Raw genomic sequence first — 24,940 nt, 5'->3', positions numbered from 1 at the left:
TAATGAAGCCGCACTAACGATCTGCGCAATACTCGACACTACTGAAGTTCCCATGGAGGTCGCGCGGGGCCGCATGGTCCGGATGAGGCGTTGGCTCCGGGAACGGATCACCCATGGCGTTAGGTATCCCAGATTTGACAGTGTGTTCCGCGATACCTACTGGGATCGCTTGCGGCTCTGGGGTGAGGCCGCAGCCCGACATCCTGGAGGTGTTAAGGCGCTCAATCATGCAGGTTTCTTGCCGGGGTACTCGGATACGGACCGCGCTCGGAAATTTGCTGACCGGCTGGTCGCTTACACGCAGCGTCTACTCTTGGATCACGGCCTGCCGGAGCAGCAGAACCGTGTTCGTGACGAAATGGCCAGTGAAGTGTTCCGCGGGATACCGCGCTCGGAGTTGAGTAACCGTGAGCGGTACCGGCAAATTACCGTGCGCTCGTTGACTTACGGCATCGGATCGTCACTTTTCACGCTGCTAGCTTTCGGGCAAGACCTGGATAACTCGGCCATTTTGGGTGGAGTGGCGGCTACCTCTGCCGCGATCACCGACATCTCTCACGGAGGGCTTGGTCGACTCAGTGGGCCGATGCTTGCTGCGCGTCGGCAGGCAAGGGACTGGTTGGCTTCAACTTTGCCGCTCTGGCTCCTGGCGCACGTCACCTGGGCCGAAGGTGCAACACCTCCTAAACCTGGCCGAGCAATCGACTGCCTTGCGCATGTTCTGGCGGCCCTAACAGCGGGGGAGGCGAAACTTAAAGGCCCTCACGAGGGCGAGCAGGTCGTTCGGCACTTAAAGCACTTGATCGAATCAGCCGATCGCGTCGGGGATGCAGCCCTGCATACAGCGTTAATGAACGTAGAGGGCGCCATAGTTTTCAGTCCGGACAACATCGCAAAATCACTCAGTGCTCTGCATTCCCTAGTCGCAGGAGTCCCCGACCTTTCAGGGCCGAGTTAAGTTTATGTCGCCACGTCGCTGTAGAGTACGGGAATTTGTACGACCGCACCACGCGACCTGGTGCTGTCGGCTGCGCGCCAGGTGAGGGTGGCGTGCGGGTGGTGCAAGAGGTTGGTGGACCAGGCGGGGTGGCGGTCGCGGCCGAAGTTGGTGGGGACCACCAACCAGCTGCCGTCGGCGAAGGCGTACAGGGGGACTGTGTGGCACCGTCCGGTGCGGCGGCCAGGCGCCGGGCGTATTCGGTGGTTGTGGCCAGTGCGGGGCTGCGATCGCACAGTGGCACCGGCGCACGCCAGTCAGCGTCTTCCCCGCTCAATCACCCCTCGCGAGGATTCAGTCAGGGGCTGCCGCTGTGATGTGGCTCAGCACGCACAGCCAGCGGCCGTCCCGCTTCACGAACACATCAGTCGTCCACTCGGCAGCGTCAAAGCTCTGTCCCCGGTAGTGGGCCGTGTTCGTCACTCGTCCGGTGAAAACCGCAGTATCGCCGTACACCCGGACCCTGGCCTGATTCACGAGGTTCATGGCCGAGTGGGTCAGCTCCCCGGACTCGACGACCGCGAGAAAGTCTTCCCTGCAGGCGACGCCCGATGCCGAGACGATCACCCACTCGTCGGCCATGAAGCGGCCGATCCGTGCGGCATCGTTGGAGACGACCGCAGCCGCCCAGTCCTCCGCGACAGTGATGAGCTGAGCGCGCACCGTGTCGTCTTCTGGACCCTTCGGGGGTGTGCCAGCGTAGTCGCCCACCGCTCGATCCTAGCCGGAAACGCAGTCTGCGGCCCCCTGCCAGCCCTGCTGCAGTGAGGTCCGGCCGGCGCCCGAGAGCAGAGCGGAAATGGTGTGTCGCTTCGGTGAGCCGTCCTCCGGAGCAGGTTGTTGCCGAAGTCTTCTCCCCGAGGCCCGCAACGTCTCGGGACTGGATCGTGCTCGTTGACGGCACACGCCGCCAGCCCGATCTGGCCCACACCGAAGCCGCCCGCCGCGGCATCCACCCTCACGTGCTGCTCGGCTTCGTCATCGCCGTCGAGTACGGTTCGACGGCCGCGCACGCCACCCACCCGGTCGGCAGTCGTGAGGCCGAGATCTGGACCGCAGAAAAACTCACCGTGACCCATACCGCCCGTGAACATCAACGCCTCCGCCTCGGCCCTGACCGGCCAGAAATACAACCTCACTGCTTGACCACAACCGTCACTTCAGAGGATGCGCACCGACATCCGTTGTGCTCAGGTCGTCGGGGGCTGTCAGGTGTCGGTGGGGCCGGTGTCGGGTGGGTCGGGCAGGTGCAGGTTTTCGTGGACGATGGCGTGGGCGAGGGTGGTGAGGTCGGTGTCGGTGGTGTGGGCGTGGGCGCGCAGGAGGGCGAGAGCTTGGCCGGTGGTGAGGGTGTGGCGGTAGCTGATGATGCCGGTGGCCTGGTGGACGACGGCGTCGGCGGGCAGGTACCAGGCGTAGGTGAGGTCGTCCTCGGCAGGCTGGGGGGCGGCCAGGAGCAGGAGTTCCGCGGCGTCGGTGTGCAGCTGGGCGGTGTGCAGATCGGCCGTGGAGAGCGGGCCGGGCTGGTCGCGGTAGAGGGTCAGGGCCACTCCGGACTGCTGGGCGGGGTCGGGGCCGTGGAGGGCGGGCAGGGCGAAGGCGGCGCGGATGTGGTGGGCCTGGGCCTGCTGGGCGAAGACGGGCCACTGGCGTGTGGTGTGGGGGTCGGCGAGATCATTGGCGAGCACGGGGGTGCCCTGGGTCAGGGCCTGGACGCAGGGGCCTTCACCGAGGTTGATCTGCAGTCTCTCGCCGTGGTCGGCCAGCGGGCCGGCGGCGCACAGGGACGCCCGTTGCGCCAAGGCCGCATCGGCCGCCAGGGTCAGGCCCACTCGCCGAACGCTGGCACACCACCCTCGACGACGCCTTCGACGCCCTGCGCCGCCACGCCCGCGCCCACCAACTGCCCCTGACCAGGATGTGCCAGCAGCTCATCGACGGCACCCTCGACACCAGCACCATCCGGCGCCCCTGACCCACCACCCGGCCCGGCATCCGCCCCAGACCCCGGCGGAAGGACGTGTCCCTCCCGCTCTGCGGCCCGGCACCCACCCTGTTGTAGGGACACCCCATGGACCACGACCATCACACCGCAGCCTGGCAGCACCTGAGCAACGCCGTCGCCACCGGCGGCTTCACCCTCACCACCGCCTGCCGGGCCTGCGCCGACGACCTGGACGCCGACTTCGCCGGCACCACCCTGATCACCGCCGCAGAGCTGCGCCTGCTGGCCGGCGCCACCGACGCACGCGCCCGCCTGGTCGAAGACGCCCAGCTCGTCACCGGCGAAGGCCCGTGCATCGACGCCTACACCCACCGCGAACCCGTCGACGTCACCGACCTGCGGCACGCACACCCCCGCTGGCCCGCCTACGCCCCCACCGCCTGCGAACAAGGCGCCCGCAGCGTCCTGGCCCTGCCCCTGACCTTCGGCAGCCGGGCCATCGGTGCCCTGGATCTCTACCGCTGCACCCCCGCCCCCTTCACCCCGCAACACCAAGCCCGGGCCGGCGCCTACGCCCGCATCATCGCCCTCCTGGCCCTGGACGAGCACCCCCACCTGCTCACCCCGCGAAACCGCCCGCCCCGGCCCGGCCCCCAGGGCTACCCGCCCACCGTCCACATCGCCGCCGGAATCCTCGCCGCCAAGTACGGCCTCACCCCCGACGACGCCCTCGCCCGCCTGCGCGCCCACTCCTTCCGCCACAACCAGCCCCTCCTGCACACCGCCCAGTACGTCCTGGCCCACCAAAGCCTCGACTAGGCCGCGTCCGGTGAATCGTCATTCGATCTTGAAGCGCCTCCCTTGATCGTTTGGGCAGTGTGGGACGTGGCGATCTGACGAACGAGGAGAGGGCTCGGCTCTCGCCGCACCTGCCTGCCAACGGTGGCCGGGGCGGGCGGTGGAATGACCATCGTCGTGTGCTGAATGGCAGTTATCTCCGAGAGCGCACAGGCGATCCCTGGCGGGATCTGCCCCTGCGGTACGGGAAGTGGAAGACCGTCTATGAACGCCATCGTCGATGGTCGGCGGGTGGGGCCTGGGGCCGGATCCTGAAACCCGTCGGATGTGGCTCCGCTGGAGTGAGGCCGCGGGGGCGGTAGGAGTCGGACTGTGTGCCCCTAATTTGCCAGTGATCACGCGTGGTCCCGGGCGGCCGGAGGTGTTGTGCTGCACCTGCTCGACCAGCGCCTGGGTACGGTGCCGCATCACGGTGTTCACTGCTGCCTGTGTCTGGGCGGCCCCTCGTTCCAGGGCGGCGGCCAGCGCCGCGGGAGCGGTGTACGCGCCACCGCTCATGCGTCCGCCTTGCGGTTGTGCTCCTCCAGCCACACGGTCCGCAGCACCGGAACCGAGGACACCTCGCCGAGCGCCGCGACCCGGTAGGTACGGCCGACGGCCTGCTGCGCCTCGGCCTGGGTCATGGCGTCGTGGCCGGGCTGCGCGATCACGATCTTCGGGTGGTTCTCGTCGGTCCAGCCGACGTCGTACTGGCGTGGCTCATTCATGATCGGTGTCCTACTTCTCGCGGTGGCGGCGGTTGGTGCGGCTACGGATGCCGGCAGGCGCGCCGACGGAGCGGGCCAACAGGTCTGGCCGGGTGCGGGCGCCCTCTGCTTCCGGGGAAGTGGCCTTACAGAAGAGCATGACGAGCGGACCACGAGGTCCTCGACGGGGCGGGCTGTGGCCGGTCGCACGTCCAGGCGCCCTGGTCGAAGACGTACAAGGCCCGCCGCCATGGCGGGTCCCGCTCAAGCCCTTCAAAATCGGTCATGCGTTCTGTTGTGCTCGACGTGTCACGCCCGGCCGCACCACACCAGGCGTTCGGCACCGAGGCCCGGGAGCGCATGGCTCAGTTCCTGTAGTTGATCTTCTTTTCCCGCATCAGCTTCTCCAGTTCTGTGTCCGACAATGGGCGCAGGGTGCGTAGGAGATCGCGCAGCCCGGGTTCGTCGAGGGTCTGGCTGGTGACCTGGGCCTCCGCGTTTCCAAGGCGGCGGACTAGGGTGACTTCGCGGGAGCCGCCGGTGAGGCCGCGGACGATGCGCATCTCGCCGTGCGCGTCGACCGCGCAGGTCATGCGTGTGTCCGCGGGCTCGGGACAGCGGAGTGCCGGCGTAAGCGGCGGACTCACGGTCAGGCCCACGTATCCGACCTCGTACCCCGCCCGGACGGGAAGGTACTCGACGCTGAAGGAGGCCGGGCCGACCTCGGCACGGGAGACCTGCATACCCGGCGGGGCAGCGCCCAGGTACAGCAGCTCCGGCTTTTCTCGGTACCGCGCGACCTCCGCCTCGTGCTGGCGCTGCTGGGCCTGCGCCGGGCCGATGTAGCCCCCGTAGGCTGCCGCGGACGCCAGTACGGTCAGCGCCCCCAGCCGCACCCAGCGGCCCGGCACGAACAACGCCGCGGCCACGGCGTACGGGACCCCCGTCAGCGCGATGCGGATACCGGCGCTGCCCAGCTCGACCTCCCCGAAGTGGGCGGCCAGACCGCCCAGGACACCGAGCGTGCCGAGGACGAAGACCAGGACCGCCCAGCCCAGCCGCTGTGACGCGGAGCCGCACAGCGGCACCACGGTCCGCGCCGGCAGGCCCGCCGTGGCCAGCAGGCCCACTGTCAGCGGCACACCCAACGCGAAGACCGGCACCGCCGCACCGGCCCCTCCACCCCAGTTCGACAGCACCAGCCCGTAGCCGAGCGTCGGCACCACGGCCGCCGTCAGCGCCCAGACCAGGAAGAGATGCAGGGCCGTCAGTGCCCTTCTGCCGCTGTGCATACCGTGGAGCTTGCCAGCCGACGTCCGGGCGCACATGAGTTCTCGTACTCAGACTCAGAACGCCCGGCCTGCGCTGAGAGTCGCTCAAGCGGTATCGCGAGAGGCCCTACGTACCGTTCCTTCGCACCGGTTTCGTTGAGTGATCTTCGGCGAGCGGCGGGCAGCGCTTGGCCTGTCGAAGGTTAAGCGCGCAGGTCAGTCGGCGTAACCGGTGGGTTCGTGTGCCCCCGTAGTCCTTGAGAAGGTCTCGTCCATGACCGGAAAACCGAGAACAGCATCATGGGCCGATGGCAAGGCCCTGTACGACGTCGTCCCCGTCCTCGACGGTTTCATCGAGATCATCGGCCGGAATCTGGTCTGAATCCGGCCGCCCGGAGCATGGCGACGTTCCTTTCCTTGTAGCGCCGGTTGACGACGAGCCGCTGAGCTGCGAGTCGGCACCTCCCGCCGGTGCCCGGCGGAGCCGGCCCGTACGGCGTGTCAGGTGTGCCGTTTGGCCCACAGCGGGGTGATGACGGCGAGCAGGACGGCCGCGATGCCGATCTGGAAGATATGGCGGATCCAGTCGATACCGCCGGTGTCGCGCACGCCGAAGGCGGTGGCGAGCGCGTTGCCGGCAACGGCGCCGATCATGCCCAGGATGATCGTCAGCCACAGCGGAACGGGCTGCCGCCCGGGCAGGACCAGCTTGGCCAGCAGCCCGACGACGAGGCCCGCGATGACGGCCCACAGAAACGACACGACGACTCCTTCCGCTGGAGGTGCCCCCTCGGGCGCCTGTACGCGTGCCCCTCGCGGCCCGCCGTACGCCCCGCAATATGACCATTCGGTCACCGATCTTCACGTCCTGCTCAGATAACGGTCACTCGTCGGTATGGTCCTGGAAAACGGTCGATGCCGTCCGTCTTCCGGACATGGGGGGCGTAACGGCACGTGTACAAAGGGGACTTGATGTTACGTATGCAGCGCATCCGCCGTCGTTTCCGTCCGGCTCTGATCGCCGCCGCCGTCGCGGCCTCGCTCGCCCTGCCGCTCGCCGCCGCCGGCCCGGCCGCCGCGTCGGCGCAGCCCCGGCCCGCCTCGGAGCGTACGGCGATGTACGCCCGTGACCACGACGGTGTGCTGTGGCAGTACGAGGGCACGGGGTGGACCGTTCCGCCGTTCCGGCCGCGGGCGAGAATCGGTGGGGGCTGGGACGAGTATGTGCAGATCACCTCGCTCGGGGGGACGTCGGCCGACGGTACGGGGGACGTCGCGGCCGTCGACCGGAGCGGGAAGCTGTACTTCTACGAGGGCAGCGGCGATCCGTCCGCGCCGTTCAAGTCTCGGCAGGCCATCGGATACGGGTGGGACCGGTACATCAGCATCACGGGTGCGGGCGACGCCAACAACGACGGCAAGAACGACCTGGTGGCCCGCGACACCGATGGCGGCCTCTACTTCTACGCCGGTACGGGCAAGCCCTCCGCCCCGTTCGCGCCGCCGGTGCGGGTGAGCGGCGGCTGGCAGGTCTACGACCACCTGACCACCTTCGGCAACGGCCTCCTGGCCCGCGACACGGACGGCGTGCTCTGGAAGTACCAGGCCACCGGCTCCAGCGACCCTTCCCGGCCCTTCGAGAGCCGGGCCCGCGTGGGCGGCGGCTGGAACATCTACGCCGACTTCGTCGGCATCCGGGACCTGGACGGCGACCAGCTGCCCGATCTGACCGCCCGCGACCTCGACGGCAACCTGTCGGTCTACGAGGGAATGCGCTACCAGGGTGGGATCGTTCCCAACAAGGCCATCCCGGTCGATGGCGGCTGGAACATCTACGACCTCCTGTTCTGACCTGCTCCGGTCCGACCTGCCCCGGTCCGGCCCGTTCCGGCCGGCCGGAGCAGGGCCCGCCGCACGCCCGAGAAGCCCCGGCCGCTTGAACGGGCCTTGCCCCGGAATCTTGGACACGGGCTATGCGGCTTGGGCCAGAGTAGTTGATGTTATGTCGAGTGCTGTCCCGTAGGCGATGGGACTGCGTTGTCCGAGGCGGGAGTGACGGCGTCGGGTGTTGTAGCGATTGAGCCAGCGGAACGCGTCGAGGCGAGCCTCGTGTTCGCTGGACCAGTGCTTTCGGCCCTGAAGCGTCTCGCGTTTGAACGTCGCGTTGAAGGACTCGGCGAGCGCGTTGTCCGCGCTGGAGCCGATCGCGCTCATGGACTGGCGGACGCCGGCCTGGCGGCAGGCATCGGCGAAGGCCCGGCTGGTGTACTGGGCCCCGTGGCCGGTGTGCAGGACCGCCCCGGCGAGGCTGCCGCGGGTTTGTTCGGCGGCGGTCAGGGGTCAGGGCGTCGGTGACCAGGTCGGTGCGCATGTGGTCCGCGATCGCCCAGCCGGTCATGCGGCGTGAGACGAGATCGATGACGGTGGCCGAATACAGGAACGTCCCGCCGTCCAGCGGGAGATAGGTGATGTCACCGACGTACTTCGTGTTTGGCTCGCGTGCCGTGAAGTCACGGCCGACGAGGTCCGGGGCCTTCGCCGCGGCCGGATCCGCGACAGTGGTGCGGTGCCTGCGGCGCAAGCGCACACCTGCCAGACCGATGCTGCGCATCACCCGCGCGATCCGCTTGTGGTTGACCCGCTCGCCCGCCTCGCGGAGTTCGGCAGTGACCCTGGGGACGCCGTAGGTGCCGTCAGACTCGCCGTGCACGGCCCGTATCCGGGCGGCGAGGCGGGCGTCGGCCGCCTGCCGCACGGCCCGGTCCGCGGCCGTGCGACGCCAGTAGCAGAAGCTGGAGCGGGCGATGCCCAGGATGGTGCACAGCCGCTTCACGCCGTAGCGGCGGTGGTGGCCGGCAACGAACTGGAAGCGGTTCACCAGTGCGTCTCCCCGGCGAAATACTTCGCCGCCTTCCGCAGGATCTCGCGCTCTTCTTCGAGTTCACGGACCTTCTTGCGCAGAACGGCGTTCTCCGCCTCCAACGGCGTCGGCGGCTCGGTCAGCACCTCCGCCCGGCGCCCCCGGGACCGGCTCGCTCCGGCCACCCGGACCCAGTTCCGCAAGGTTTCGGGGTCGATCCCCAGATCTGCGGCGACCTGCCTGATCGTCGCCTCGGGCCGCGACTGGTACAGCGCGACCGCGTCCGCCTTGAACTGCGGCGGATCGTTCTTCATGACCACGAAATGTCCGTTCTCAGATCCTCAGGATCCAGTGTCTCGCGTGTCCAAGATCAAGGGGTAAGGCCCGTCCGCGAACGTCCCCGCGGAGAACTGCGCCTCCCGGTGCTCGGCCAGGCACGCGGACGCACTCTGCTGCGGCATCAACTCCCGGCACACTGCCCGCACATCAGGCCCCACCCGACGAGGAGTCTCGGCCCCCTGCATACCCGCAGTCTGGTCCTGGCCCTTCTGAGCCGGGACCAGACTCTCCGACATCTTCAGTGATTTTCTAGGCAGATTTTCCGCACCTCGGGAAAGCTGGGTGCTCGTCAAGTCGTCGACGACGAGATCGTCCAACGGGCCGCGGCCGCACAGCACATCGCGGCCGGCCCGGTCAGGCTCGTCACCTACGACACCGGGCACGCTGGCGTTTCGACGCTTCGACGGGCACCCGCACCACGTGCTGGAGGTAGCGGTGTGGGACAGCCTGTCCGGACACGGCGTCCGCGTCCTCGATTTCGATGCGGCTGGCCTGCATGACCGCAGCGGCGTCGTGCTGTCCCTGAGGAAGGACGGGGCATGCTCCAGTGGGCCCTTAGCGCGGACCTCGGCAGATGCAATGCCGTCTACGACAAGACCCTGACAGCCGAGTGTGCCCGCAGCACCGCGGCCGTGATGACGGGCGCGGCGGCCAGCAGCCTCGCCACGCTCGGCCACCACGTGCGAGGCAGGTTTCTGGACGCGCTGCCCTTCCCGGAACTGATCGTCGACGGGAAAACGGTGGAATAGCACGAGTCTGTCTCCTGGCCCGGATCGGGGGTGAAGCGCCCCGATTCTGGCTGGCTGGAGCATTCGGCTTCCGGAAGCCGTCCAAGTGGGCACGGCAAGCAATCGGCTGATCGGCATGGAGCAGGGTGTTGTTCTTGATCAGACGCGGTCGGCACGTCCCGGGCAGCGACGACAGCCGATATGTGGTGTTTCCCAGCTTGCCCAGGACTAAATGGAGACTCAGCCGATTGTTCGGCGTGTGTTTGTTCAGTGCGGTGTCCTGACACTGAACAACGAGTCGCAGCTATACCGGACACCAACAGGCCGCCTCGTTGCGGCGATGCGGCTGGGAACCGATCGGGGCGGCGTGCAACGGGAAACGGTGCGCCGCTTCTCCGGCAATGTTGGGGAGGGCTTCATGAGATTCGTCAAGACCGGGGTCGCGGCAGCTGCCGCATTGGTCGTTGCCGTCGCGGTGCCCGCAGCAGGCCAGGCCAGTGGTGATGCGGAGAAGACCGCGCCACAGCCCCGAGCGCTCACCGCGGCCGAGGTGAAAGCGGAGAAACGGCCTTGCGGTCTGTCGGTCGACCAGCCGGGAGGTACGGGTGCCCCGGCTTGGATCTACTGGAACAACTGCTGGGCGGACAACCACGGCCTGAGCGAAACCCCGGTCTTCTCGAACGGCAAGGGGAACACCTACACCTACGTCCGGATTTGCCAGTATATCGCGCCCGGCCACACCGAGGGGTGGTATTTCCCCGCGGGTTCCTATCCTCCGGAGCCAACGAGTGTCACCGGGGTCACCTACTGCAAGTAAGCACCGATGGCAGCGGCACGTAGCAGGTTCCGCGGGATGACAACGTGCTGAGCGGCTGCCTGCGGTTCAGAGGGCAGATCGCGTCAGTGGGCCCCGGCAGGCGTCGCCGGGGCCCACTGACGTCCGGGGCAATCAACGGCGGGACTGGTGGGCCCGGGCGGCGTACCGGCGGACGCCGCCCGGGCCCGGGCGCAGGGAGCGCCATGTGCCCAGGGGCCTTACGTGCGGGCCCTCGCCTGCGGTGGGATCGGCCGTACGGTCATCGCGGTTGCGGACGTACCCGGACCGCCGTTGTCGCATCCGTAGAAACCGGGCGACAGGACGGCCATTTTCTGCAGGCAGTTGCCGAGCGCGGTCTGACCGTAGGCGTTGGGGTGCGCGTCTTCCTGAATGTGGCCCTGGAAGAAGGAGATGTCGCGGGCCCATTCGCTGACAGTGTCGCCAGGGTTCTGCTCGTCGGCCTGACGGGTGTCCCGTCCGCACACCTCCCGGCGCTCGAGGGCATTGCGCAGGTCGAGGAATTCCACGTTGTTCTCCCGGGCGACCTGCCGCAGATTCTCGGAGATCTGCGGGATCAGCCGGTCGCGGGCCCAGTCCTCGTCGGCGCCGTAGAACGGACAGCCGCGCCGGTTCGAGTCGGGGCGGTCGGGGAAACGGGACTCGCTGCCGCGCGGCAGGGGTGAGGGGTAGGACTGCAAGATGATGCGGTAGCCGCTCTGGGCCCCCATCGCGGTGCGAATGTCGGCGATGGCTGCGGCGATGCCGGCGCGTACGTCGGCAAGTTTGCGGTCGACGTTGGGCTGGTGCAGATCGTTACAAGGGCCCAGGCCGATCGCGTAGCGCCGTACGCAGTCCGTGATGATACCGGTGAAATCCAGGTCGTTGCCGCCGATGGACAACACGATGTACTTCACCTGTGCCTGGGCGGCGATGTTGGCGAGCTGGTCGACCTGGGGTGGTTCCCCTTTGAAGGTGGTGTTGCGCACGTGGGTGGTCTCGGCGCCCGAACACGCCAGGTTGACGCGTGTGGTGACCGGGAGACCGGAGCTTCTGCCTTCGATCTCGGCGGTGTCCGAGCGGTGGCATCCGTTGCCGCCGTCGGCGGTGGTGCCGCCGTAGATCCTGGCCGGGTCGTAGTCGCAGGACAGTATGGTGCAGGTGGCCGCCCGGTCGGATCCGTTACGGGTCAGGTCCCCGGTGGGTGAGTTGCCGTTCCAGCGGCCGCCCTCGCCGGAGATGTAGCTGTCGCCCATGGCCACCGCGACGGTCTCGCCTGGCGGTAGTCTGCGCGGCGCGTTCTTCAGCCGGACAGAGGAGATTCTGTCGTTCATCTTCAGCCCGACGTTCACGACCCGGTCGCCGTAGTAGTCCTCGGACAGGCCGCGGAAGTCGGTGGCCTGGTAGGCCGTGACCTGTGTGCAGTTGTTGTACATGACGAAGGAAGTCGTTGTGGTGCTCGCGGTGTGGCCCAGGTCCCTGATGCCGTACCCGCTGGCGTCGCAGGAGCCGTCACTGCTGCTGTAGACCTCCCAGTTGCCGCGCAGTTGCTCGTGCTCATAGACCTTCAGCAGCAGAGTCCGGGCCTGCTTGGCCTCGGCCAGCGGCTTCTCGGCGCGCTGTCCGCAGGTGCGCGAGACAACGCGGGAGAAGCGCTGTCCTGGCTTGACCGGATCAAGGACGGTCAGGCAGTCCTCGGCGGTCATCTTGGGCCGGGGCATCGCGGACCGGGGGCCCGGCGTCCGAGGGCCCGGGTGTGGCGTCGGTGGTGTTGCCGGCGAAACGGCTGTGGGGGCGGTGGACGTGCTGGAAGAGACGGGCGCCGTCTCGGCGGCGTTCGCCGTAGCGGTCAGTGCCACCCCGGGGAGCATCACGGCCGCGACGACGGCCGCGGTGCGTCTGAGAGCACGCATGGAAGGACAGTCCTTTCCCGTGTGGAAGAACGACACATTCCCCATCGGCCGGGCTCCCGCCGGCCCGGCTTCCTCCCGGTAGCCGGGCCGTACGGCCACCCGGCCGAAGGAATGGCGCACCGTCGGCTGCCGCGTCTCCGATCAGTTCTTGCCTGCGCGGCCGCCGATGGGCGCTTCATGTGTGCCGGGTATACCGGAGGCTCGTTGTTCAGGGTCATGGCGGCGCGTTGAACAAACACACACCGAACAATGGGCCGGGCGGGTGGCGAAAGGTGGGGACGTGGCTCAGCCCCGGTCCCGGTGACTGGTGGATGGTTCCGTGCAGGGTGGTGTGTAGGCGACCCCGGGGAAGTACTGGTCCCATTGGGCACGGGTGATGGCTGGATGGACGGTGCGGCAGATGCGGGCGGTGACGCGGTCCAGGTCGGTGTCCCACAGCTTCACGGAGCCGTCTGCGTCCGTGGAGGCGAGGGCGGTCCCGCGGGGCTGGAAGGCCACTGAGTAGATCTTGGCGGTGTGCCCGGTGAGCCGCGCCGTCTCTACGGGGTGCCGTGGATCGGCGGTATCCCATAAGCGGACGATCTGGTCGTTGCCCGCGCTGGCAAGGCGGGTGCCGTCGGGGCTGAAGGCCGCGTCCTGGAGGGTGGCGGTGTGCGCGCAGCACCGACAGCTCACGGGCCGACCCGGCCGGTGTCACGGCACGCAGTCTGACAGTGCGGTCCGCGCTGTAGCTCACCATGAGGTCGCCATGGGAGACGAAGGTCAGACCGGTGATGTCGGTGTGGCCGGTGACGCTGCGCAGCCTTTCAGGGTTCCGGGGGTCGGCGATGTTCCACAGTCGGATGGTGGGATCGACACCGCTGGCGGCCAGGACCGTGCCGCTGGGGTGGAAGCTCACGGACACGAGGGAACCGGTACGGCTGGGAATGGCGGCCAGGCGGCGGGGGCGTGCCGGACGGCTGAGGTCCCACAGGCGGATGGTCTGGTCCGTGCCGGCACCGGCCAGGAGGCGGCCGCGGGGGTGGAAGGCGACCGACATGACACCGGATCCGGGGCCGCCAGGAGTACCGGTGGGACCGGGGAGAGTAGTGATGCGCTCGGGGCGGTGAGGGTTGCTGACGTCCCACAGTTGGATGGTGTGCGCCGCGCCGCCTGTGGCGAGCATTCGGCCGTCGGGGCTGAAGGCCACCGTATGGACGGCCTCGCCCTGGCCGGTCAGGGTGGCCAGGCGGGTGGGCGCGGCGGGATCGGTGACGTTCCAGAGCCGGACCGTGCGGTCGGCACTCCCGGTGGCCAGTATCCGCCCGTCGGGGCTGAAGGCCACGCTGTAGACGATGCCGGTGTGGCGTGCAGTCAGGGCGCGCAGGTCTTCCAGGCGGACGCTGTAGTCGTCACTGGCGGTGGCCAGCGTGGTGCCGTCCGGGCTGAACGCGGCCGAGGAGACCATGTCGGTGTGACCGGCGAGGACGGTCAGCAGCGTCGGGGGGCCGCCCGGTCCGGCAGTGAGCCAGATCCGTACGGTGTCGTCGGTACCGGCACTGGCCACCATATCGCCGTCGGGGCTGAATGTGAGAGCGTTGATGACGTCGGTGTGGCCGGCGAGCGATGCGGTACGCGAACGGGGCCTGGAGGCGGTGGTGACATCCCACAGTTGGATGGTCCGGCCGGTCCCGGCGGTGGCCAGCGTCGTGCCGTCGGGGCTGAAGGCCGTCGCATAGCCCGCCGAGGTCAACGTGGTGAGGTGGCGGTGACGAGCGGGGTGGGTGACGTCCCACAGGTGGGTCGTGGCGTCGTAGTCGGCGGTCGCCAGCGTCGTGCCGTCGGGGCTGAAGGCCACGGAGCTGACGTTGTCGCGATGCTTTCTCAGGACGGCCAGCGCGCGGGGCCTGCGGGGATCGGCCACGTCCCAGAGCCGGGCCGTACCATCCTGGCCTCCTGTGGCCAGCAACGAGCCCGTGGGGTGGAAGGCCAGAGCGCTGATGTCCGCTGAGTGACCCGTGACCACGGACAGATGACGGGGCTGTCGCGGATCGGTGACATCCCACAGACGAATCGTCCGATCCCAGCCAACGGTGGCCAGTACGCGGCCGTCCGCGCGGAAGGCGGCAGCCTGGACGGTGGCGGTATGCCCCTTCAGGGTCGACAGTTGCCGGGGCCGGTGCCGGTTCTTGACGTCCCACAGCTTGATGGTCCGGTCCATGCTGGTGGTCGCGACCACGGTGCCGTCGGGGCTGAAGGCTGCGTGGGTGGTGCCGCGGTGGTGCCCGGTCAGCCGCGTCGTGTACGGCTGGGAGGACGTGCCGAGCACACTGTCGCGCGTCTCGTCCTGCGGGGCCAGCCGGTGGGCGGCGAGCCGTAGCTGCGCCGCCAAGGCCGGATCCCTCACCTGAAGCGCGGCGGCCTGCGCCACCGCCTTGCGGGCCAGCGCACTGTTACGTTCTTCGGTCGCCCGGCGTTCGGCCCCCACCGTGTAGAGCGCGCCCGCGGCGGACAACACCACGAACACGACGAGTAGCGCGACCAGTCGGCGCAGTCGGCGGGCGCGGCGGCGGGCCGCGGCGCTCTCCGCTGCCTCGGCAGCCAGGCCGGCGTCCAAGAACGCCCGCTCACGCACGGTCAGGGCGGTCTCGTCGTGTTTGAGGAGGCTCTTGGCCAGGGCGAGGCGGGTGCCCCGGTACAGGGCGCCGGAATCACGGCCGAGCGCCTCCCATTCCTGGGCGGCCTCGGTGAGCTGGCGGTGCAGGCGCAGCCGGTCGCGGTCTTCGGTCAGCCACCGGCGCAACCGCGGCCAGCTGCGGATCAGCGCCTCGTGGGTGATCTCCACATGGCCACGGTCCAAGGTGAGCAGCCGGGCGCAGGCCGCATGGTCCAAGACGGTCGTGAGGTCCGCGGTTTCGTCGAGTTCACTGCGCGGGATGCGGCGTTTGGTGTCCTCGGTGCCCTCGCCCAGGGCGGTCAGCCGCAAGAACAGAGGCCGGGCCAGGCGCTGTTGGCGGCCGGTGAGGGCGGTGTAGAGGGCCTTCCGCGCTCTGGGCCAGCGCACCGTCGAGCCCACCGGCCGCCTGGAAGCCGGCCAGCGTCAGCGTGGTGCCCTGCCTGCGCCGCCAGGTCTCCAGCAGAGCGTGAGAGAGCAGCGGCAGCATACCCACCTGCCCGTGGACCTGCGCGGTCAGCGCCGCCAGCAGCGCCCCCTCCACCCGGCATCCGGCGCGGGCGGCCGGCTGGACGATGGCCCGGTGCAGCTCGCAACTGGTCATCGGGCCCAGCGTGACCTGCGCGTCGCACAATGCCTCCACCAGCTGTGCGTGCTGGGTGCAGTGCGGGTAGAAGTCGGCGCGCACGCCCAGCACCACCCGGCAGCGGCTGTTCGGGGCGTGCGCCGCGGTGACCAGCGCGGCGATGAAGGCAGCACGCTCCCGCTCACTGCCGCATACGGTGAAGACTTCCTCGAACTGGTCCACCACCACGACGACCTCTGCCTCGTCCGAAGCCAGGACGGCAATCTGGCGCAGCACCCGGTTCAGCTCCGCGTGGTCGGCCGAGAGGTCGCTGCGGAGCCAGCCGGGGGAGCGGCCGACGTGCGGCGCCAGGTGAATCGCGCACTCCTCCAGCGGGTGGCTCCCGGGCGTGAAGAGCAGGGGGAGCAATTGCGCGTTCCGGGCACGCAGGCAAGGCACGAGGCCGGCCCGTAGCAGTGAGGATTTGCCCGCTCCCGAGGCACCGAAGAGGGCCACGAAGCGCTGTCCTTGCAGGCGTGTGGCCAGCTCTTCGACCAGCCGCTCGCGGCCGAAGAACCAGTCGGCGTCCTGCGCCCGGAAGGCTGCCAGCCCCGCGTACGGCGCACGCTCTGCGTCCTTCGCGCCGGCTGTCTCCCGCACTGCGGCCTCGGCGGCGAGCTCGGCCGCCACCTCCCGCCAGCGCCGCTCCCACTGCTGGACGTCACCTCCGCAGGCGCGCACATACGCCACCGCCACCGCCAGGCTGGGCAGTTGCCGCCCCGCAGCGGCTCCGGAGAGGGCCGCGGCCGAGTAGTGCGCACGCTCCGCCAGCACCCGGTACGTAGGACCACCGGCCTGAGCCCGCAGCCGCCGCAGATCTGCGGCGAACCGCAGCAGCGGGCTGTCCCCAGGATCAAGGGGTCGCTCTGCGCGAGGCATCGCCCCACCTCCCCGAGCCCCGCATTGTTCAGCATCCGTTTGTATGTCACCAGCTACTGGACACTGGACAACAGGTTCTTGCCGAGCCGGTGGCACCGGTCCAGCGGCGGGTGGCTCTTTCAGCTTCACATCGAGGGTGCCGCAGGCGCGGTACGCCACTGGGAGCCGGCCGAATCCACCCTCGTCGCGTCGTTGAGCACCCACCCCTGGGATGTGTCAGCCACCGGTGTCGGGACAGCGCTCTCGGGGAAGCCGGCCGGGCCCGGCCGGCTTCCCCCAGGGGCGGCGGAGGTCCGCGGCCAGCGGCCGGGCGAGGCGGAGTCGGATGTGGGCGGCGATGACCCGGTCCTTGCGATGCTGGCCGGAGCGGCTGGTGAGGATTTCAGCGAAGGAGCGGATGAGCTGTTCGGCGGCGGCCAGCTCAGGGCAGTTGGCGAAGATGCCGGCGAGGCTTCGGGGCGGCTGCGCGGAAATTCGCCGGTCCCGCCACACCGCGGGGGAGAGCGCCACCGACCGTTGGCCGCACACTCGTACGCTCGCGCCAACGACCACGACCACGCCGATGCCCCAGGCTCGATGACCAGCCTGGTTCACGCCTCGGTCGCGCGAGACCTGCGGCCGCCTGAACGAGGTATGGCGTGGAAGACGTGTGGACGGGGGTGTGACTGCCCCCGCCCGCGTTTGCCCTCACTGGATTCGCCGTGCTGGCGAGTGCGGTGCCATACGAAAGCGGCCCCGACTTGGAACTCGTATGAGAAAGAAGGTTCTTCCAACGGGTTCGGGGTGGGGGTCCTGCTCTTCGGGAAAGTTCTCCCGCGCCTCATTCCAGTCGGCCGAAACGGCGGGCGGCCCACAGCAGCACGCCCGCGCCCAGCAGGACCAGGACCACGATTTCAAGTGCGGCCGGGGGCTGCCAGTCGTCCCAGAGCACCCCGGTGGCGGCAGTGGAGCCGGGGACGTGGTGTGCGATGCTGCGGCGCAGGACGTCGACGGCGTAGGCCAAAGGGTTGACGGCGGCCAGCTGGGCGAGCCAGCCGGGCAGAGCGGTCAGCGGGAAGAAGGCTCCGGACAGGAAGAGCAGCGGCATCAGGGCGAGGCTGAGCAGGATGTGGAAGGACTCGACCGTACGGATGCCGATGGCCAGCGCCGCCGCCAGGATCGTGAGGACGAACGAGGTCAACGCCATTGTGGCCAGCAGCGACAGGAGCAGCACGGGTTCGTAGGGCAGCCCGACGATGCCTGCGGTGGCGAGCAGGACCGCGCCCTGGACGGTGGCCTCCGTGGTACCGCCGAGGCAGCTGCCGTACAGCAGGGTGGAGCGGCGTACGGGCGCCATCAGTGTCTCGCGCAGGTAGCCGCTCTCGCGGTCGGTGATCAGGCGCATGCCGACGGTCACCGCGGGAGTCTGCACGGTCATCACCAGTACGCCGGGGAAGAGGTAGGCGCGGTAGTCGCTGCCGACGGCCGTAGCGGGCACCAGGGCGGCCAGGCCGCCGCCGAGGAGCAGCAGGAACAGCAGGGGCTGGACCAGCATCAGGGTGGTCTGCGCGGGCTGGGCGAACATGCGCAGCAGGTCGCGCAGGACGAGCGCGTGGACGGCGCGCAGTTCCCGTACGAGAGGGCCCGGCGTGTCGGTGGCGGGTGGCGCCGGGGCCGGCTGCCGCGGTGGTGCGGGGCGATCTGCGGGGGCCGTCACCGCTGTCTCCCCTCCTTGTGATCAGGCGAGGCGCCACCGTGACCGGGAGCCGTGTCGACGTGGCCTGGTGGCGGGCCGGGGTGGGTGATGCGGCGGCCCGTGTGGTGGAAGAAGACGTCGTCCAGGGTGGGTTCCGAGAGGGTGATGGCATGCACGGAAATGCCGCGCGCGGCCAGGGCGGCGCACACCCGGGGCACCTGCTGCGCTCCCGCCGCCACGGCGACCGTCAGGCCGTCCGGTCCGGTGGCCGGGCGCAGGGAGAGGTCGTGACGCAGGGCGGTGGCCGCCGCGGCATCGTCGCCGGTGTGCACGCGTACCTGGTCGTCGCCGATCGCGGCCTTCAGGGCCGCCGGGGTGCCGTGGGCGACGACGCGGCCGTGGTCGAGGATGGCGATGCGGTCGCAGTGCTCGGCCTCGTCCAGGTAGTGGGTGGTGACGAACAGGGTGGTGCGGTGCTCGGCGCGGAGCCGCGCCAGGTGGTCCCAGACCTGGACGCGGGCGCGCGGGTCGAGGCCGACGGTGGGCTCGTCGAGGAAGAGCACGCCGGGCTCGTGGAGCAGGGCGCGGGCGATCTCCAAGCGGCGGCGTAGCCCGCCGGAGAGGGTGCGTACACGGTCCCGGCGCCGCTCGGTCAGCCCGGTCAGTTCCAGGAGTGTGGCACTGCGCGCGCGGGAGCGGCTGCGGGAGAGGCCGTACAGGCGCGCGTGGAGGAGGAGGTTGCGTTCGATGCTGAGGTCGGGGTCGACGGCGCTGTGCTGGAACAGCAGGCCGACACCGCGCCGTACCTGCTGCGGCTGGGTACGGACATCGGCCCCGGCCACCCGGGCCTGCCCCGAGGTGGGGCGGGCCAGGGCGCAGAGCATCGCGATGGTGGTGGTCTTGCCGGCGCCGTTGGGACCGAGAAAGGCGAACGTCTCCCCGGGGTGCACATGAAGGTCGACTCCGCGGACCGCCTCCGTGCCGGGATAGTGCTTGGTCAGGCCGTGGACGCAGATCGCGTACCGGGCGGTGTGGTCAGCATGGCCGACTTCGCCGGTGCGGCCCGCGTGATCACCGTCGTCGGTGTGATCATTGCGATCGGTGTGACCGGCATCGTCTCCGGCGCCGGTCACCGTCCCGCTCCCGGTGCACGACCGACGTGCGGCGCCCGGCCGCGCGGCCCCGCTGACCAGCCCACCCGGCTCGCCGTCCGGCTCATCTGTCCGCTTCCTTTTGACGTGGCACGCTGCACCCCTCACGCTGGAAATAGAGGGAAAAATACCCTATATGTCGCGTAAGTTCTGCGCGGCGCCGACCTGACAGCAGAAGGAAGGTGACGATGATGCGCCTGCGCTACACGCCTCCGAAGGTCGTCCGCATCGGGCGAGTCGAGAAGCTGACCGGGCAGCTGCGGCGGGGAACCCCCGACGTGGTTGGCCACGGCAACCTGTTCTGACCGACTCTCAGTACGGGGCGGAGCCGGACGGTTCCGCCCCGTGCCGGGGACCAACCCGGGGAGCGGGGAGAGCGATGGCCGTCCAGTACCTGACGGAGTTTCCCGGCTGTTCCGGACGAGTGGCCGCCGGTGCGACCGTCGTGGACCACGCGTACGTACCGTTCGGCGCCCGCCGCAGCCACCGTCCGCCCGGCAGCTACGTGCGTCAGTGGCTCCCGGAGGGAACGGCCACTCCCGCAAGCGGCACCCTCCAGCCGTTCTCCCATGCCTCCCTTTCCCTCGCCGGACCGCCCCCGCGCGAACTACCACCGGAACGGGTGCAGAGCCTGATCCGCGACGTGGACCGCGGCGCGTACGCCGCCCTACGCCAACTGGGGCCGGATGTCGCCGGCGCAATCGTCACGCCTCGGCGCATTGTCCTCTTCCGAGGGGTGTGCAGCGCCGATCAGCTCTTCTTCCGCGCGTCCGACGGCTGGACACGCTGGTCGAGTGACCCGCGCGACCTGGTCGACGGCCCGCCGCGCTTCGACCACGAAACCCTCTGGCGCGCGTGCCGGGGCGAGGACGTCTTCGTCTTCCCCGGCCTGGAGCGGCTGTCTCCCGGCCGGCTCGTCGTGGCGGACGGCTGGTCCACACATACCGAGACGTACGACGAGATAACGGAACTGCCGATCCCGCGCCGCACCTCACTGCGCACCTACGCCGAAGTCGGCTACGAACTGCTTCGGGAGGAAACCCGCCGGTACGCGTCCGCCGGCCGTACCGGGGTCCTGCTCTCGGGCGGCGTCGATTCCGCGACCGTGCTCGCCGCGCTCGCCGACCACGGGGCCGATGTCACCGCGTACCACATGCGCAGCACCGACCCGCTCGCCGACGAATCGCCGCGGGCGCGCGAGGTGTGCCGCGCGCTGTCGGTTCCTCTGGTGACGGTGGACCCGCCCGGTGAGGACGAGCCCTACTTCCCCGACCGTCACGACTTCCCGCTGCCCTTCAACCACGTCTGGTTCCGCCGCCTGGACCTGACGGCCCGCCGGATTGCCCAGGACGGGGTCCGTACGCTGCTCACCGGCCTGGACGGAGACATCGTCTTCGGCCCGCTGCGCTACGGCCTGTACGACGTCGCCGTCGCCGACGTGCTGTGGCGCGAGCGGTTCGCCATGGCCAACGGCCTGCTCAGCTCCCGATGGGAACTGAGCCGGATCATCCGCAGCCTCCGCCCCGGACGCTCGCTCTACGAAGACCCCGAAGCAACCGCTGAAACCGAGCGTGCCAGCGACTTCCTGGTCCCCGCCCCCGACGCCGGCCCCGAGCGGTACGAGCCGGACTCGGCCGCGCAGGAGCACACACTGAACCTCACGGTCTGGCGGCCGTACGGCATCCACTGCGCCAAGCCCTGGGGCGGGCGCGACCTGCGCCGGCTGTCGGCCCGGCTGCCCAACGCCTACCGGGTCATCCCGTACGGCGGGCGCACCATCGACAAACCCGTACTGCGTCTCGCCGCCGCGCGCCGCGGGGTGCCCTCCTGCGTGTGGCGGCACTACGGGCGGGACTGGCTCGGCTCACCGGACGAGACGTGGTGCCTGCGCCACCCGGACGCCATCGCGGACATCCTGGGCGGGACCGACACCCGGCTGACCGCCCTGGGCATCGTCGACCCGCACCGCCTGGCCACCGTCCTCGCCGACCCGCGCGCCCTGCGCCGCAACGCCGAGAACCTGCTGTGTACGGCCATGGTCGAACTCTTCTTGCATGACCTGGCGCACAAGACCGCCCCGGTGCCCGGGACGTGAACACCGGACGCACGCCTCGGGGCCCATGTCCACGCAACGACCGCCATGGTTCCGGCCCCTGCGACAGGAGATCTACGATGCCGCTGATCCGCCTCGCCGAACAGACCGTATTCGACCCTGCCGACGGTACGGGCGTCCTCCTGGACACCACCGAAGGCGTCTATTTCGAGCTGAACCCCACCGCGACCCTCATCCTGGAAGCGGCCATACGCTGCGAGACCTACGACGAAGCCGTCCGCGACCTCGCGACACGCATCGACGCCGGCGACAGCGAACTGCGCGAGGGCATCACCTCGCTCGCCGCCCAGCTCGCCGAGAGCCGCCTCATCGTGCCGAGTGGTGTGTCGCCGTGACGGGCTGGGCGAGCGGGAGCCGGACGACCACGAACCGGACGGCTGCTGACCGGGCGACCGCGGACTGGGCCTTCCTGCTGTGGGGCGAGGATGCGGCCGGGCCCGTGCCTCGCACGCCCCCATCGGCGCACCTGGCCGCCGCCGTGCACACCGCGCGGGCTCTACGGGGCCTGAGGCGGCACGGCTGGGGCGTGGCGCAGACCCGTCTACGCGATCTGCGGCCGGCCACGGGCGCCCACCGCGGCCTGCCGGAGGCCACGGCCGTCCGCCTCGCCCGCCGGGAACTGGCCCGCTGTCAGCTCGTGGTACGGCTGACCGAGCCCAACGCACTGTGTCTGGCCAGGTCATTCGCGCTGGCTGTCCACCTGTCAGTGCTCGGACTGCCGGCCGAGACCATCATCGCCCGGCAACGGTCGTCGATCGGAGCCCGGTTCGCCTTCCACTCATGGACCGAACTGTACGGCGAGGTCCTCAACGACGTCCCGGTCGTCCAGAGCGGCCACACGGTGCTCCAACGGGTCGGGTGCACCGCGCTCCACTGACCGTCCGAGCGGCCGTCCTCGGGCAAGGCCCCATCGGGCCAGGCTGTGCAGGCGGGCCATGCCCCAGGGCGGCAACCTCACCTCGGTGACCGGCACCAGCGGCACCGCGACGGTCTTCGAGTACGACGACGCGCACCGCATGACCGCCTGGATCGACACCAACGGCAGTGTTACGACTACACCTACGACGCGCACGGCCGCCTGCTGCCCCCACCCAGCCCGCCGGCTGGCTTCGTTCACTTCACGTACTCCGTGGCCGCCACCGCGACCCCGGCCTGGACGACCAGATCGTGAGCGCCGCGATCGGCACCCACTGTCTGGACATCAGCGAGCCGAAGACGCCGCGTGGCGAAGAGCCCGGCTACCGGCTCCACACCGCCCGGTGGGGCCTGTCCGACCTCGACCCCGCCCGGTGCCCACCCACCGTCGTGTCCGACCAGGACCCGCAGTCGCCGGCCGGCCCCGGTGCGCACGCTTCGTGCCGACTACCGGTCCGGGGCCGGGGGAGCGGTAGATTCCCCGCGTCCCGCTGCGCTACGACCGGGCGGTCCTCACCGGCGCGGTGGTGCGGGAGAAGCTGCGCACCACCGCTGTGCGGACCGGGCGTACGACCCCGCCGCGCATCAGCAAGCAGCGATGCCCGAGCGTTGTCGAGCTCAGCGCTCCGCACCCGATCGTGCAGCCCATCGAGGGCGAGGACTACACCGTCCTCGCCCCTCCGCCGCCGGAGAAGCGCACCCGCTGGCGCGTCGACGTGACGCGGGACAGGCGCCGCCTTGCGGGCCATCGCAGCGATGTGGGGCGGGAGGTGGCGGTCAAGAGAGTCGATGTCGTCGCTGAGTCCGGCGCGTAGCCCGTGCAGGCACGCTGCGGTGAAAAGTCTCTGCGGGGCCCCGTTGGTTGTGGCCGGTTGTGAAGGCAGCCTCGGCGCGCGCCTGGGCCCACGCGTACCCGAGGCCCAGCTCAGGATCGCCGTTTTCAGGGGCGGGATCTCCCAGCAGGCCCGTCGGCTCTGCCCGTTCCTCGGGCCCGGGGCCGTCGGCTCGGCTGCGCTGCTGCTTGGTCTGCGGGTACGACCGGCGGGCTCCTCAGAGGTGCCCTCGCGTTGGCGGTACGCGGCGAAAGCATGGCTGCCCTGTTCGAACCTGTGTCGTATCCGCTGATCATTGACTGTCTCTGGCGGTTGGCGGGTTGGTGCAACGCTGGTGCGGGGTGGGCGGTTTTCGATGGGGCAGGGCGGGGGGCCGACGTTAGATAACCGTTAGGTCGGCGCGGCAGAGTGAGGGACACCCGCCGTGGGCCGTGGCTCGTCCGTCCTGGTCTTCGGCGGCCTCGGGCCGCCTGATGTCTTGCGGTCGCCGGGCCCCGGAACTGCGGCCGCACCCTCGCCGGCCAGCCACCTCGACCAGAACGTTTCAGGAGAACCTTCGATGCATCCGATATCCGCACCATGGCGTTTCGGCCGGCGGCTCGGCATTCTCTGCCTTGCCCTGTTCGCCGCGTGCAGCCTGCTGACCGGCAATGCGAAGCCCGCATACGCCGAGACCACCCAGCGCTGGACCGTCATGGACTTCAACATGTCGAACTACCTCCGGTACCAGACCCCCGGCCAGGTCACTCCAGAGACGAGCGCCAACGCCCGCCGCTACCGGTACATGGTGGATCAGCTCCGGGAGCTCGCAAGCCACCCGCTCACTTACGCGGATGCGGGAATGGCCCAGTCTCCGCGAGAGCTGAACAGCAACATCATCGAGATGCGGATCTGGGACAACTTCCGTTCGGACATCGCGCTGTACTTCAGCGCGAGCAACCTCTACCTGCTCGGGTTCGCCGTCGACGGGGTCCACTGGCGGTTCAGCGACACCCCCTCGTCCCTAGCGCGAGAACTGCAGGCCCACTACGGAGGGCCGCTCCCGCTCTTCAACAACCTCGGCTACACCGGGCGCTACCGCGACTTGGACCCCGGCGAGGACCGCGGCAACTTCCGCTACACCTCAGAACGCTTCGCCAACGCCATGCAGAGCCTGCGGCATGTGCGCGACGGGGACACGCGACGCTACCGTGGAGACATCGCCGCGGTCATCGGCGCCACCTCGGAAGCAGCCCGCTTCGGCTGGATCCAGCGACGCATCGACACCGTCATCCTCAACGGACGGGACCCCCAGTCGGACGGCACCGTGCAGAACCTCGGCAACTTCGGCGTAGGCCTGGAGAACGCGTGGTCGTCTCTGTCCAGAGCCGTCCACGAGAGCCTGCGAGGCGAAACCACCCGTCCGGTGACCGTCGACCACCGGACCTACCGCAACTGGACCGACGTCAGCCGCGGCGTCGGCGACAACCAGTCAATCGCGCCCCGCATCGCCCCCTTCATCTCCCTGTACGCCTCCGGCAACTGACCTCACAGCAGACCGCCACACCACACACGCCGACCGTGTGCCCCGCTGTCAAAGTCAGGGGGCGCGGCCGGCCCGCATACAGGGCGCAGCGAACCCGGCACCGGCCGCCTGCCCCGGCCCGGAAACCGCGGAACCCGGCGCCGTCGGCCGCCGTGGCCAC

23 protein-coding genes and 3 pseudogenes are annotated in these 24,940 nt (G+C 69.6%); 13 read left to right on the top strand and 13 right to left on the bottom strand.

The annotated features are described in order from the left end of the window. Positions 1–142: 142 nt before the first annotated feature. Positions 143–958, top strand: coding sequence for a hypothetical protein (locus tag ACZ4QV_RS11785; RefSeq protein ID WP_361640254.1), 816 nt, complete (start codon positions 143–145; stop codon positions 956–958). A gap of 2 nt (positions 959–960) precedes the next feature. Here ACZ4QV_RS11785 and ACZ4QV_RS11780 read toward each other — a convergent pair whose 3' ends face one another. Then, positions 961–1,233: a nitroreductase/quinone reductase family protein gene (locus ACZ4QV_RS11780; RefSeq protein WP_361640256.1), complete on the bottom strand. Its 273-nt coding sequence runs from the start codon at positions 1,231–1,233 to the stop codon at positions 961–963. Between the two features lie 58 nt (positions 1,234–1,291). Further along, positions 1,292–1,708 (bottom strand): nuclear transport factor 2 family protein, encoded by a 417-nt coding sequence (locus ACZ4QV_RS11775; RefSeq protein WP_361640258.1) that lies wholly within the window; start codon positions 1,706–1,708, stop codon positions 1,292–1,294. On the opposite strand from ACZ4QV_RS11775, the pseudogene ACZ4QV_RS11770 reads away from it, so the two are divergent. Next, positions 1,648–2,067 (top strand): annotated as a pseudogene (locus tag ACZ4QV_RS11770) (hypothetical protein); the annotation flags it as partial. The gene ACZ4QV_RS11775 and the pseudogene ACZ4QV_RS11770 sit on opposite strands and share 61 nt — an antisense overlap. A 138-nt stretch (positions 2,068–2,205) precedes the next feature. Here the strand turns inward: ACZ4QV_RS11770 and ACZ4QV_RS11765 are convergent. Then, positions 2,206–2,829, bottom strand: coding sequence for a GAF domain-containing protein (locus ACZ4QV_RS11765; RefSeq protein WP_361640260.1), 624 nt, complete (start codon positions 2,827–2,829; stop codon positions 2,206–2,208). 239 nt (positions 2,830–3,068) lie between these two features. Here ACZ4QV_RS11765 and ACZ4QV_RS11760 point away from each other — a divergent pair, with 239 nt between their 5' ends. Beyond that, positions 3,069–3,761: a GAF and ANTAR domain-containing protein gene (locus ACZ4QV_RS11760; protein ID WP_361157963.1), complete on the top strand. Its 693-nt coding sequence runs from the start codon at positions 3,069–3,071 to the stop codon at positions 3,759–3,761. A gap of 59 nt (positions 3,762–3,820) precedes the next feature. After that, positions 3,821–4,063 (top strand): annotated as a pseudogene (locus ACZ4QV_RS11755) (transposase); the annotation flags it as partial. Positions 4,064–4,294: 231 nt separating this feature from the next. Here ACZ4QV_RS11755 and ACZ4QV_RS11750 read toward each other — a convergent pair. The 3 genes from ACZ4QV_RS11750 to ACZ4QV_RS11740 all read right to left on the bottom strand — a co-directional run bounded on the left by ACZ4QV_RS11750 (position 4,295) and on the right by ACZ4QV_RS11740 (position 6,519). Next, positions 4,295–4,507, bottom strand: coding sequence for a hypothetical protein (locus ACZ4QV_RS11750; RefSeq protein WP_361640262.1), 213 nt, complete (start codon positions 4,505–4,507; stop codon positions 4,295–4,297). A 344-nt stretch (positions 4,508–4,851) separates the two neighbouring features. Beyond that, complete coding sequence (locus ACZ4QV_RS11745; protein WP_361592181.1) at positions 4,852–5,778, bottom strand: hypothetical protein; 927 nt, start codon at positions 5,776–5,778, stop codon at positions 4,852–4,854. 480 nt (positions 5,779–6,258) lie between these two features. After that, on the bottom strand, positions 6,259–6,519 hold the full coding sequence (locus ACZ4QV_RS11740; protein ID WP_361157971.1) for a GlsB/YeaQ/YmgE family stress response membrane protein: 261 nt from the start codon (positions 6,517–6,519) through the stop codon (positions 6,259–6,261). Positions 6,520–6,726: 207 nt separating this feature from the next. Between ACZ4QV_RS11740 and ACZ4QV_RS11735 the strand changes: the two genes are divergently transcribed. Beyond that, on the top strand, positions 6,727–7,608 hold the full coding sequence (locus ACZ4QV_RS11735; protein WP_467762830.1) for a hypothetical protein: 882 nt from the start codon (positions 6,727–6,729) through the stop codon (positions 7,606–7,608). 120 nt (positions 7,609–7,728) lie between these two features. Here ACZ4QV_RS11735 and ACZ4QV_RS11730 read toward each other — a convergent pair. Then, positions 7,729–8,937 (bottom strand): annotated as a pseudogene (locus tag ACZ4QV_RS11730) (IS3 family transposase). Positions 8,938–9,495: 558 nt separating this feature from the next. Between ACZ4QV_RS11730 and ACZ4QV_RS11725 the strand changes: the two are divergent. Beyond that, the gene (locus ACZ4QV_RS11725) at positions 9,496–9,705 is read left to right on the top strand and encodes a hypothetical protein (RefSeq protein ID WP_361593097.1); all 210 of its coding nucleotides are present in this window, start codon (positions 9,496–9,498) and stop codon (positions 9,703–9,705) included. A gap of 211 nt (positions 9,706–9,916) precedes the next feature. After that, positions 9,917–10,501, top strand: coding sequence for a hypothetical protein (locus ACZ4QV_RS11720; RefSeq protein ID WP_361157979.1), 585 nt, complete (start codon positions 9,917–9,919; stop codon positions 10,499–10,501). Positions 10,502–10,719: 218 nt separating this feature from the next. On the opposite strand, the gene ACZ4QV_RS11715 is transcribed toward ACZ4QV_RS11720, so the two are convergent. From ACZ4QV_RS11715 to ACZ4QV_RS11690, 6 genes are all read right to left on the bottom strand, one after another. After that, a complete protein-coding gene (locus ACZ4QV_RS11715; RefSeq protein ID WP_467762829.1) occupies positions 10,720–12,219 on the bottom strand; it encodes a GDSL-type esterase/lipase family protein in 1,500 nt (499 codons plus the stop codon). A gap of 406 nt (positions 12,220–12,625) precedes the next feature. Next, positions 12,626–15,376, bottom strand: a complete 2,751-nt coding sequence (locus ACZ4QV_RS11710) for a WD40 repeat domain-containing protein (protein WP_467762912.1) — start codon at positions 15,374–15,376, stop codon at positions 12,626–12,628. Next, on the bottom strand, positions 15,315–16,568 hold the full coding sequence (locus tag ACZ4QV_RS11705) for an nSTAND1 domain-containing NTPase (protein ID WP_361592024.1): 1,254 nt from the start codon (positions 16,566–16,568) through the stop codon (positions 15,315–15,317). Before ACZ4QV_RS11705 ends, ACZ4QV_RS11710 begins: the two co-directional genes overlap by 62 nt. 216 nt (positions 16,569–16,784) lie before the next feature. Beyond that, positions 16,785–17,078 carry a hypothetical protein gene (locus ACZ4QV_RS11700; RefSeq protein WP_361592062.1) on the bottom strand — a complete coding sequence of 98 codons (294 nt, stop codon included), beginning with the start codon at positions 17,076–17,078 and terminating at the stop codon, positions 16,785–16,787. A 310-nt stretch (positions 17,079–17,388) separates the two neighbouring features. Further along, positions 17,389–18,264 (bottom strand): ABC transporter permease, encoded by an 876-nt coding sequence (locus tag ACZ4QV_RS11695; protein WP_467762828.1) that lies wholly within the window; start codon positions 18,262–18,264, stop codon positions 17,389–17,391. Further along, a complete protein-coding gene (locus ACZ4QV_RS11690; RefSeq protein WP_467762827.1) occupies positions 18,261–19,376 on the bottom strand; it encodes an ABC transporter ATP-binding protein in 1,116 nt (371 codons plus the stop codon). The genes ACZ4QV_RS11695 and ACZ4QV_RS11690 overlap by 4 nt, the downstream gene beginning before the upstream one ends. A gap of 200 nt (positions 19,377–19,576) precedes the next feature. Between ACZ4QV_RS11690 and ACZ4QV_RS11685 the strand changes: the two genes are divergently transcribed. The 6 genes from ACZ4QV_RS11685 (at position 19,577) to ACZ4QV_RS11660 (ending at position 24,780) form a co-directional block, all read left to right on the top strand. Further along, positions 19,577–19,699 carry a lasso RiPP family leader peptide-containing protein gene (locus ACZ4QV_RS11685; protein WP_361157987.1) on the top strand — a complete coding sequence of 41 codons (123 nt, stop codon included), beginning with the start codon at positions 19,577–19,579 and terminating at the stop codon, positions 19,697–19,699. 74 nt (positions 19,700–19,773) lie between these two features. Next, entirely contained in the window at positions 19,774–21,489 is a 1,716-nt protein-coding gene (locus ACZ4QV_RS11680) for an asparagine synthase C-terminal domain-containing protein (protein ID WP_361592027.1), read from the top strand. A 77-nt stretch (positions 21,490–21,566) separates the two neighbouring features. Further along, entirely contained in the window at positions 21,567–21,842 is a 276-nt protein-coding gene (locus ACZ4QV_RS11675; RefSeq protein ID WP_361157993.1) for a PqqD family protein, read from the top strand. A gap of 104 nt (positions 21,843–21,946) precedes the next feature. Further along, entirely contained in the window at positions 21,947–22,384 is a 438-nt protein-coding gene (locus tag ACZ4QV_RS11670; RefSeq protein ID WP_361157995.1) for a lasso peptide biosynthesis protein, read from the top strand. Positions 22,385–22,949: 565 nt separating this feature from the next. Beyond that, positions 22,950–23,237, top strand: coding sequence for a hypothetical protein (locus ACZ4QV_RS11665; protein ID WP_467762826.1), 288 nt, complete (start codon positions 22,950–22,952; stop codon positions 23,235–23,237). Positions 23,238–23,814: 577 nt separating this feature from the next. After that, the gene (locus tag ACZ4QV_RS11660) at positions 23,815–24,780 is read left to right on the top strand and encodes a ribosome-inactivating family protein (protein ID WP_361157998.1); all 966 of its coding nucleotides are present in this window, start codon (positions 23,815–23,817) and stop codon (positions 24,778–24,780) included. Positions 24,781–24,940: the final 160 nt, after the last annotated feature.

The organism is Streptomyces sp. NPDC026394 (assembly GCF_055567735.1).
Note: the sequence above shows the minus strand (reverse complement) of the source record. Positions and strands in the feature narration are given on the sequence as shown.